The organism is Bradyrhizobium sp. P5_C12 (genome assembly GCF_054049735.1).
Window position 1 is genome coordinate 82,328 of the sequence record NZ_JBFULU010000030.1, and the last position, 9,637, is coordinate 91,964.

Annotated in this window: 10 protein-coding genes; 4 read left to right on the forward strand and 6 right to left on the reverse strand. The window is 63.0% G+C overall.

The annotated features are described in order from the left end of the window. Positions 1-313: 313 nt before the first annotated feature. Positions 314-1,543, reverse strand: coding sequence for a Na+/H+ antiporter NhaA (gene nhaA / locus ACXJMY_RS24755; RefSeq protein WP_456621961.1), 1,230 nt, complete (start codon positions 1,541-1,543; stop codon positions 314-316). Between the two features lie 160 nt (positions 1,544-1,703). After that, positions 1,704-2,705 carry a cupin domain-containing protein gene (locus ACXJMY_RS24760; RefSeq protein WP_456621962.1) on the reverse strand — a complete coding sequence of 334 codons (1,002 nt, stop codon included), beginning with the start codon at positions 2,703-2,705 and terminating at the stop codon, positions 1,704-1,706. A 177-nt stretch (positions 2,706-2,882) separates the two neighbouring features. Between ACXJMY_RS24760 and ACXJMY_RS24765 the strand changes: the two genes are divergently transcribed. The 3 genes from ACXJMY_RS24765 to ACXJMY_RS24775 all read left to right on the forward strand — a co-directional run bounded on the left by ACXJMY_RS24765 (position 2,883) and on the right by ACXJMY_RS24775 (position 5,277). Next, the gene (locus ACXJMY_RS24765; RefSeq protein WP_456621963.1) at positions 2,883-3,653 is read left to right on the forward strand and encodes an alpha/beta hydrolase; all 771 of its coding nucleotides are present in this window, start codon (positions 2,883-2,885) and stop codon (positions 3,651-3,653) included. 193 nt (positions 3,654-3,846) lie between these two features. Next, a complete protein-coding gene (locus ACXJMY_RS24770; protein WP_456621964.1) occupies positions 3,847-4,722 on the forward strand; it encodes an alpha/beta fold hydrolase in 876 nt (291 codons plus the stop codon). Between the two features lie 60 nt (positions 4,723-4,782). Further along, entirely contained in the window at positions 4,783-5,277 is a 495-nt protein-coding gene (locus ACXJMY_RS24775; RefSeq protein ID WP_456621965.1) for a DUF302 domain-containing protein, read from the forward strand. Positions 5,278-5,354: 77 nt separating this feature from the next. Here ACXJMY_RS24775 and ACXJMY_RS24780 read toward each other — a convergent pair whose 3' ends face one another. Both ACXJMY_RS24780 and ACXJMY_RS24785 read right to left on the reverse strand, forming a co-directional pair. Continuing rightward, positions 5,355-5,618 carry a hypothetical protein gene (locus ACXJMY_RS24780; RefSeq protein ID WP_456621966.1) on the reverse strand — a complete coding sequence of 88 codons (264 nt, stop codon included), beginning with the start codon at positions 5,616-5,618 and terminating at the stop codon, positions 5,355-5,357. A 224-nt stretch (positions 5,619-5,842) separates the two neighbouring features. Continuing rightward, entirely contained in the window at positions 5,843-6,730 is an 888-nt protein-coding gene (locus tag ACXJMY_RS24785; RefSeq protein WP_456621970.1) for a LysR family transcriptional regulator, read from the reverse strand. A 103-nt stretch (positions 6,731-6,833) separates the two neighbouring features. On the opposite strand from ACXJMY_RS24785, the gene ACXJMY_RS24790 reads away from it, so the two are divergent. Then, positions 6,834-7,292: a GlcG/HbpS family heme-binding protein gene (locus ACXJMY_RS24790; RefSeq protein WP_456621967.1), complete on the forward strand. Its 459-nt coding sequence runs from the start codon at positions 6,834-6,836 to the stop codon at positions 7,290-7,292. Between the two features lie 160 nt (positions 7,293-7,452). Here ACXJMY_RS24790 and ACXJMY_RS24795 read toward each other — a convergent pair whose 3' ends face one another. Beyond that, complete coding sequence (locus tag ACXJMY_RS24795) at positions 7,453-9,309, reverse strand: caspase family protein (RefSeq protein ID WP_456621971.1); 1,857 nt, start codon at positions 9,307-9,309, stop codon at positions 7,453-7,455. A 188-nt stretch (positions 9,310-9,497) separates the two neighbouring features. After that, positions 9,498-9,637 (reverse strand): transposase (locus tag ACXJMY_RS24800; protein WP_456621972.1); only part of this gene is annotated, 140 nt, incomplete at its 5' end.

Genomic DNA, 9,637 nt, shown 5'->3' on the forward strand with positions numbered 1-9,637 from the left:
TCAAAGGTAAAGGGCCAGCAGAGTGCGCGACAGAATGTCCGCTGTGGGTCAATCGCGTCGCTATTGCCGCGTGCCGCTCTATTCCGGTCTACCCCTGTAAACGGAAATCGTCAGACTGCGCCGGCATGTCTCACACGGGCCAACAGGCGACGACGCGGGGCGCGCGAGAATAMGGCCGCCTTCGGAAATCCGTTCTCATCGGACAAGGACGTAGAGAACGTGAAGCGAATTGCCGATGACGAGAATGCCCATCGTCACTGAGAGCCATGTTAGGACTTTATCATGGTTCATTAGTCATCTACTCGAGTTTCCATCAGCTGGTTTCTCGCTGTCGTTGGGCGCACTCGGCCCCCCATCCAAGGCCCAAGGTAACCGAGATCAGCGAGCCGAACAGCACGCCGAGCTTCGCCGCATCGAGCAGCTTGTCGTCGCTAAAGGCGAGCATGGCGATGAARATCGACATGGTGAAGCCGATGCCGGCGAGCAGCCCGACGAGACAAACGCCGCTCCATGACACGTCTGGCGCGAGGCGGCACCAGCCCGTGCGCACCGCAAGCCACGTCGCCCCGATCACACCGACCGGCTTTCCCGCACACAGCGCGAGTGCGACGCCGAGCGTCACGAACCGAGCGTCGCCTGATAGGTCCATGCCTTTGAAGCTGATACCCGCATTCGCCAACGCGAAGACCGGCATGATGGCRTAGGCGACCCAGGGATGCAGCGCCATCTCCACACGAATGACGGGCGGCGCGATCCAGGGATGCCGCGACCGCGCCGGCGTGATCAGCCCAAGCACGATGCCTGCGAGCGTCGGATGAASGCCTGCCATGAGAAAGCCCGCCCAGACGATGAACGCCGGCACGACATAGGCATAGGCGGAGCCGATTCCKAGGCGCTGAAAGCCGAGCGCCATGACAACGCCGAGCGCCGCGACGGCAAAGCCGCTGGAATCGAGTCCGCTGGTGTAGAACAGCGCGATGATGAGAACCGCGATGATGTCGTCGATGATAGCGAGCGCCAGCAGAAAGACCCGAATGTTGCCTGGAATCGATTTGCCGAGCAGCGCGAGCACGCCGACGGCGAAAGCGATATCGGTGGCGGTCGGTATCGCCCAGCCATGGCCGCGCCCCGGAACGGCGTTGAAGCTCAGATAGATCAGCGCAGGAACGACGACCCCGCCGAATGCCGCCAGCACCGGCAAGATAGCTTGGTCGAACCTGCTCAGCGCGCCCTCGTGGATCTCGCGRCGAATCTCCATGCCGACGACGAGGAAGAACATCGTCATCAGCGCGTCGTTGATCCAGAAATGCAGCGRCCTTTCGAAAGCAAATGCGCCGAGGCGAAGTGGAATCGCCAGGTTCCAGACGTCATGATACGAATGGGCCAMTGGCGAGTTGGCCCACAGCAATGCGGCCGCCGCGGCCGCGAGCAGCACAATCCCGCTGATCGCCTCGACATGCAGGAAGTGCTGYAGTGTCGCGAGCRCTCGCTCGGCGAGAGATTGGGACTTTGAAGGGTTTCTGCCGGGCAGCTGATCGTTCATGGGCRCACGCAYCCTGCGTGGCGGCCCGACCATCGCTTAACCTGTCACTGCTTCATGCAGCGAGCACCCGTGGTTGTTCTACACAACAGAGCCGAGAACGCAACTGTATGTCTCCAATGGGGCCCACTTGCAGACATGGCGACGGCGCGCTTGCTCGAGGTCAATCGGATACTTGTAGTTCCGAATTGCCCGATTGCGCGTGGCCTCCGTCGGCGCGTCGAGAGGCTCGGTAGCGGCCCGGCGACAGTCCGTGATGCCGCTGAAACAGCTTTGAAAATGCCGCCGCTGTCTCGTAACCGACCCGGCTCGCAATCCGCGCGATCGGCTCATCGCTTGTTTCGAGCAGGAACGCCGCTTCCGCCATCCGGCGTTCGATCACATAACGTTGCATGGACTGGCCGACGAGTTTCGTAAAGCGCGCCGAAAATGCCGAGCGGCCAAGCCCGACACGATGGCCAAGGTCGCTCAGGGACCAGGGTCGCTCCGGGTTCTCGTGAATTAGCTTGAGCGCCGGTCCGATATGCGGGTCGGAAATGGCTCCGAGCCAGCCGCCTTGTCCGGGACTGAGCGACGCGATCCAGCTTCGGAGCGCCTCGACGAAGAGCACTTCCGTCAGTCGCGAAAGCGCGACGCGTTGGCCAGGACGCTCGAGCGCGGACTCGCTGACCATGCGGCGCAGGATGGCTTCTAGCCAGCCACCGTCCGCCGTCGGCTTCAGCAGGAGCACGGGCGGAAGCAGCTCCAGCACGCTGCCAAACATCGGCCGGGACACGGTGAAATTGCCGCAGATCAGGGTCGAGAGCGGCTTTGCGCGGCTGCCGTGACGAATGACGCCAAACCGCGACGACGCTCGATCGATATCCATAATCCGCAAAGGCTTGGCCCGGCGATCCGAATAAAACACATGCGGCTCGCCGCGTGTGATGACGACAAAATCGCCCTCGGTCATCTGGATTTCCTGTCCCTGTCCGAGCGCGAGGGTCGCCGAGCCTCGACTGACATAGTGAAACAGCGCGTACGGGCGCGCCGGCAACTCCAGATGCCAGGGATGGCCGAGCTCGAAGTGAAACAGCAGCGTCCCGCCAAGGCGAACGCGATCGAGCACTTGGGCGAGGATGTCCATGCCGTCGAGATTAGCCCGGTGGACGATCGGACACAACATCCGGACGATTGATCCCTATCGTCCGGAATGCCCGCGGATTACGTCACGTCGCAGCGGGCCGACAGCACGTGCGGCAACCATCTCGCCAACGGCAGATGGAAGAACCGCAACCTTGCTGGAAACGCCTGTCCATTCCCCCCGGACTGATTTCGTCCGACATGCCAACAGGAACATTCAATGCGAAACATCCTTCTCTCAGCCGCCACCGTACTCCTGGCCGGATCGACGTTGGTCGGCTCCGCCCAATCCGCCGAACTGCCCAAGGGAGCAGCCCACAACATCGTGCTCGTGCATGGCGCTTTCGTGGACCAGACGAGCTGGCAGCCGGTTGCCGATATTCTCACGAAGAAGGGCTACAACGTCACGCTCGTGGAAAATCCGCTCACCTCGCTCGTCGCTGACGTCAATGCCACCAAGCAGGTGCTGGCGAAACAGGACGGCAGGACCGTTCTGGTCGGCCACTCCTGGGGCGGTATGGTGATCACGCAAGCCGGCAACGATCCCAAGGTTTCGGCGCTGGTCTATGTGTCCGCCTTCGCGCCCGAGGTCGGCGAATCCCTGGCGTCGCTGGCCAAGGCCGGCCCGCCGACCGAAGGCGTCAAGGCGATCCATCCCGACGCGAAGGGCAATCTGTACATCGATCCCAAGGTTTTTCCGTCAGCCGTCGCGGCTGACCTCCCTCCGGAAATCGCCGAGCACCTGGCCAACTCGCAGCTTCCGCTGAGCCTCGCTGCGTTCGAGGCGCCTGTCAGCATTGCGGCCTGGCATGACAAGCCGACGTTCGACGTCATCAGCACGAAGGACAAGGTCATCGCGCCCGAGGTCCAGAAATTCTTCGCGACAAGGATGAAGGCTCAGACGACGGAAGTCGCCGGCAGCCATGCCTCGCTTGTCGTGCACGCGAAGGAGGTCGCTGAGGTGATCGAAAAGGCCGCGCTCGTGAAGTGACGGCACCGCTCCCGGCACTGTCGCGCCGGGAGCGCCCACGCTCGCTCGGAGGAATGCGGAACGCCTCGGACCGCGATGGCGCGAAGCCGGCAAAGCCGTAGACGCGCCTGCGACATCCAAGAGGAAGGTTTCGGTTGCCGCGCTACGCGCGTCACCCGCTCGATCATTTTATGCCAAGCATCCGGAGGATGATATGACTCAACTCGACATCGCGAACCAGGACGCCGCCACACTCGAAACAGCGCCCACCCGTTACATCGAAGGCCGCGGAATCCGCTTCGCCTATCGCCGTCTCGGCCCCGCGACTGGAACTCCGCTGATTCTTCTGCAGCACTTCTCGGGGAACATCGATGCGTGGGATCCAGCCGTCGTCAACGCTCTGGCCGTCGATCGCCCCGTGATCGCCTTTGACAACGCAGGGGTCGGCCGCTCGACCGGTCAAACGCCTGACAACGTCGCGACGATGGCACGAGACGCGGTCGATTTCATCGGCCTGCTCGGCCTCCTCGAAGTGGACCTGCTTGGCTTTTCCCTCGGTGGCTGCGTCGCTCAGCAGATCGCCGCCGAGCACGGACAACTGGTCCGCAAGCTCATACTCGTCGGTACCGCGCCGAAAGGCGGAGAGGAACACCTGTTGGCGGTTCTGCAGGAAGCGTTTTCCCAAACCGATGCGCCGGACCCCCGCCTGCCGTTGTTCTTCACGAATTCACCCGCCAGCCGATCGTCCGGCTTGGCCTTCCTGAAGCGGACGAAGGTGCGCAAGGATGATCGGGACACCGATAACGGCAGCGCAGTCACCGATCCGCAGGCCAAGGCGCTGATCACCTGGTGCGCCACGCCTGATCCCGGGCACGCCATTCTGCGCGCCATCCGCCAGCCCACTCTCGTGGTCAGCGGCAGCCACGACACCATGCTGCCCGCGAGCAACGCCTACGCAATGTTCAAGGAACTCAGCAACGCTCAGCTGGTCCTCTATCCCGATTCAGGGCACGGCGCGCTGTTTCAGCACCACGACATCTTCGTCAGCCACGTCCGGACTTTCCTGGACGCACGGCCCTCGGCTGCCTGATCCCCGGCGCGTTCCGATGCGATCGAGCCACTTCATCCATGAGAGTTGTAAGAGGACAAAATGACAATCGCTAAAGTCGAAGTGGAGCGCTTCAGCCTCACGAGCTTAAAACCATTCGACGCTATTGTGGCGGCGCTCAAGTCTGCGGTCGGGCAGCCCAACATGGTCGAATTTTTCAAGGAAACGAGGGCGACAAATTCCTTCCCGGATCTGGAGCGCGTTGTACGAAGCGGCCTGGGCCGAACGGACCTTATGCTCTTCGAGGAATTTGACCTGGGCGACATTCTGCGTCGCGAAACCGGATCCAAGACGCCTAAAATCATCCGGCTTGTGATCGGCAATCCACTCATCATGAAAGAAATGGTCAAGCACGTGCCCGATGCCGGATCTTACGCTCCGGTCACAGTGCTCATTGATGAGCGTCCCGATGGCGTGCACGTCTCCTATGATAAAATGGAGAGTTATCTGCGGCATTATGGCAGTTCGGAAGCGCTTGCCGTCGCCCAAAATCTCGATGCGAAAATCACCGCCTTGCTACGCGAATGTGCAAGCTGAAACGTTCTGATGACGTCTTCGGCTGATAGAAGTGAGTAACTCATACCAATCGCGGAACGCGACGGGCCGCGACCTGATCAGCCGCAGATGCGCACGCGGCGCGCGCGCCAGCCATGCCCGTCCCAGAAGCTCTGGGTTATCCAGTGGCAGGGCGGGATCGGCTCTCCAACCGGGGCATCGACATAGCCCGACCAGTACGGATAGCCGCCGGGTCCGGGATAAGTGCGCGGATACGGATTGCCGCCGGGGCCGTAATCATAGCGCGGACCAGCATAAGCGGGCGAGGCTGCTGAAACGACCAAAGTCGCGACGGCAGCGAGAGCCAACAACGTCTTCCTCATGGTGATACCTTTCCAACGCTGCGAAGGCTGCAAGACGATCGCTGAGCAATGCAGGGTCAGCGTCGACAAGCTGAAATGTCAAGGAGAGTGATCTCAGCAAGGCCTGCGTAGTCGCGCGTCTGACGAACGTCGGCTTCGACGATAACCGGACACAACCGTGGCGTCTACGCTCCGGTCACGTTGATGACTGCTCGCCGATGGCGGCGATGGGCGAAAGCCGCAACTCATATCCGCAGGGCAGAGAGCCGCGCCGCGAGGAATTCCATCGCGGCACGGACACGCCGCGGCAACGCGCCGGCGCCCCGCCTGACCCAAACGATCTGGAGTGGAATAGGCGGCGGCTCGTGGCCGACAAGGATCTGCTCGACGATCCCTTGCTCGATGAGCCTGCGCACCTGCCAGAGCGGCGCGAGTCCGATGCCAAGGCCTGACGCCACGGCCGCATTGCGCACGGCGGCATTTTCCGACCGAAAGCGGCCGCGCACCTCGATGCGCCGCTTGTTGCCGGCAAAGACCCATCTGTCGTCGTCGCTGGCCCGCAACACGCACGCATGTCGGGATAGCTCGCGTGGATGCTCGGGACGACCGTGCGCGGCGAGATAGGCCGGTGCAGCGAACACCGCCCAATTCAAGCCGCCGAGGCGGCGAACCCGCAGGTTCGAGTCCGGCAGGTTGCCGATGCGAATGGCGAAATCCAGCTTATCGGCGACGAGGTCGACATGCTCATCAGACAAGACAAGTTCGATGTCGACTTCCGGATTCCGCGTCAGAAACTGGCTTAGCGCTGGGGTCACGTATTCGGGGCCGAACAGGCTCGATGTGCCGATGCGGATGGTGCCGGCGAGGCGCCGGTCGCTGGCAAGCAGATCTTCGCGCGCGCCGTCGATGGTCGTGAGTGCCAGGCGGATGCGGTCGGCAAAGTGGAGCCCCGCCGTCGTGGGATGCAGGCGCCGCGTCGTCCGCGACACCAGCTCCACGCCGAGATCCTGCTCGAGCCGCGCCAGCGACCGGCTCACCGCCTGAAGCGATCTGCCAAGGCGAATTGCTGCCGACGTCAGGCTGCCCTCGTCAACGATAGCCAGAAACGTCGTGTAGTCCGCAAGCGAGGGCAGGGGCTATTCTCTCGAAAAGTGAGATAATGTATCCTCGATATCATATATTATCACCGGATGCGCGATATGTTGTTGATGAGCCCGCAGCCAACCGGAGCTCTCCATGACGACAATCGACCCCACGGCACAAGCGCCTCTTGCAGCCCTGACGCCCCTCTATGGCGCCCCCATCACACTCGACGAGGCGACGCTCGTCGCCGGCGCGGCACGCGCCGAAGCGCAACGTCATGGATGGCCGATGGTGATCGCCGTCACCGACAGCGGCGGCCATCTCGTCCTGCTCTACCGTCTCGATCAGGCGCAGCATGGCAGCGTGCTTGTCGCCCAGCAGAAGGCGAAAACGGCGGTCGATTTCAGGCGGTCGACCGCGGCCTTCGAATCCGCGCTTGCCAACGGCGGCCTTCATCTGCGGCTTCTGGGCATGACCAATCTGACCCCACTGGAAGGCGGCCTTCCGATCGTGCGCGACGGCAGGGTGATCGGCGCGATCGGAGTGTCAGGCATGCAATCAACCCAGGACGCGCAGGTTGCGTCGGCGGGCCTTGCGGCGTTCGGATCGTGACCGGTCTTGATCCGGGATTGCGGTGACACTCAATGACTCGGGCCGCTTTCGCGGGTCCGAAGAATCAAGAATTAATTGCACCGCCGGAGGCGTTGGAGAGACAGTCTGAGCTCAGGAGACGGGCATGACCGGGCTTGTTCGCGGCATCCCTTGGTTGGCTTCAATTGCAGACCTCGACAAGGCTTCCAACAGCTCCGTTGCTCGGCACCGTTACGCCACTCCTGTAAGTCTCAAGGCGACAGCCGGGTCGAACCGGGCGGCAACCGGCATTATTGCAGTAGATTTGCCCCGATGGCTTCGCCTCCCGCTTCGGTGGCGTGGACTCGATTTGCTTGCGCTCGGCGTCACGGCTGCCGTTACCGTCACGCGTCGCGACCGGCTTCTTGTCCTGCACCTTCTCGCATTCATTGTCGTCGTTGACGCGAGAGCCCGGGCGACATGCGATCTTTACGCAGGCATCGCCGTCGGCCCTGAAGCCATGGTCGCACACCAGCGGGCAGACGCGGCCCGGCTTGGCCTTGATCGCGTCCAGCGCATCGAAGCTCGCGAGCTTGGTGTCGAATTTCGTGCCGGCGTATTTGTTGAACAGCGTCAGCGAGCGTTGTGACGACGCGTTCCAGTCGCCGTCCGCCGAGGCCGTCAGACAGCCGACGCGGCGGAGTTCCGACTGCACCAGCTTCGTCGTTTCCTGCGGCGACATCGCCGGCGGGGTCGAGGAGGGCGTTACAGCCGCGACCTTCTGCTCGGCGTTGGCGGAGGCTTGTTTCTCGGCGGCCTGCTTCGCCGCCGGCTCGGCGGCGGCCTTGTCGCTCGCGAGCTTCGCGGCCAGCGCCTTCTCGGCGGCCAGCTTGTCGGCGAGCGCCTTCGCAGCCGCCTCGGCGTCCTTCCTGCGCTGCTCGGCCGCGGCCGCCTTGGCGTCCTCGAGCTGCTTGGCCTTCTCGGCGGCAAGCCGGGCGTCCTCGGCGGCCTTGGCGGCGGCCGCCGCCTTGTCCTGCTCGGCCTTCTTGGCGCGGTCGGCGATGAGCCGGGCCTTCTCGTCCTCGGCCTGCCGGGCCTTCTCGGCGGCCGCAGCACGCGCATCCTCGGCGGCAATCCGATTTAGCTGGGCCTTGGCCAGGTCGGTGTAGAACCCGCTCGGATGGCGATTGAGAAAGGCGGTCCACACATCGCGCGTGCCAAGCTGGAGCGCCAGTTCATAGTCGCGCCGGATTTCGCTGTCCGGGTTGGCCTGCGGCCCGGCGACGACCGGCTTGGCAGGGACGAGCGACACGTCATCGCCGCCGAGCGAGCCGTAGACGTACGGCTCCTGCTTGTAGCTGGTGCTCTTCAGGACATCGTCGCGGACGAACCCGAACGCCTTGCGCAGGTCGAGACCGGGCGTTGGCAATCGCTCGACCAGCGCTGCGGCGAAGGGGCTGTTCTTTGAATCGCCATCCGAGGCGGTTGACCCCGCCTTGGCGGCGAACGCAATCATCGTGTTCGGGCTGGTCGGCTCGATCTTGGCGAGGCCGCGCCCGATGGCGCGGGCGGCGACCGTGCGCTTCATTGTCTTGGCGAAGGGATTGTCGCGGCATGCGTCCAGTATGATGAGCCGAAGCTGCTTCGCGGGCTCGACGGCGAACAGCGCCCGGTCGAGCGCCACGGTCTCATCGAGAACGTCGCTGTCGGTCTCAAGAGTCGCATCCGTCGGAATGAGGTAGTTGGTTCCGTCCAACTCGATGCCGTGACCAGCGTAATAGATGACGGCAACTTCAGCGTCTCGCGCCCGTCCACCAAAGTCGCGCAGAGCCTTGCGCATCTCGGCAACACTGAGATCGGTCCTGATGTCGATCCAGTCGAACCCGGCCTTCTTGATCATGGCGCCGACCAGAGCGGCATCGTTTGCGGGGTTGGCGAGCCTCGGCACGCTCTTGTAGGCGGAATTGCCGATCACCAGCGCAACGCGCCGCTCGGCATGCGCCGAGCCGCACGTCAGCAAGATGAAAAAGACCAATGAAAACCAGCGAAACGCGCCCATCACAGCCCCGAATAACATGTGCGCAGCGTAGGCGGAGCCTGCCGAAAGGCAAGCTTCGGCTCTGTGATGCTGATCACGCTGCAATCTGTTTCGGGTCAGAAGCTGTCGATGGCGACCACGCGGGGCGACTTCCGCTTTATCTTCGGAAGCCGACGTTCATGAGGACTCGCCCTAGGACCGATCGACATTTATTGCATCCAGATCATTGCGGCTGCGAGATGGATGAAGCCGGTAAAGTTGGCGGTTCGCCTGTCATAACGGGTTGCCAAGCGTCGGAAGTGTTTGAGCCGGCAGAAGCAGCGCTCGATGCGGTTGCGCTGTTTGTAGG

Bases quoted from the DNA above. Each gene is read 5' to 3' on its own strand.
- ACXJMY_RS24760 (WP_456621962.1), bottom strand. From the start codon at position 2,705: ATGTTGTGTCCGATCGTCCACCGGGCTAATCTCGACGGCATGGACATC.
- ACXJMY_RS24765 (WP_456621963.1), top strand. From the start codon at position 2,883: ATGCGAAACATCCTTCTCTCAGCCGCCACCGTACTCCTGGCCGGATCG.
- ACXJMY_RS24770 (WP_456621964.1), top strand. From the start codon at position 3,847: ATGACTCAACTCGACATCGCGAACCAGGACGCCGCCACACTCGAAACA.
- ACXJMY_RS24775 (WP_456621965.1), top strand. From the start codon at position 4,783: ATGACAATCGCTAAAGTCGAAGTGGAGCGCTTCAGCCTCACGAGCTTA.
- ACXJMY_RS24780 (WP_456621966.1), bottom strand. From the start codon at position 5,618: ATGAGGAAGACGTTGTTGGCTCTCGCTGCCGTCGCGACTTTGGTCGTT.
- ACXJMY_RS24790 (WP_456621967.1), top strand. From the start codon at position 6,834: ATGACGACAATCGACCCCACGGCACAAGCGCCTCTTGCAGCCCTGACG.
- ACXJMY_RS24795 (WP_456621971.1), bottom strand. From the start codon at position 9,309: ATGGGCGCGTTTCGCTGGTTTTCATTGGTCTTTTTCATCTTGCTGACG.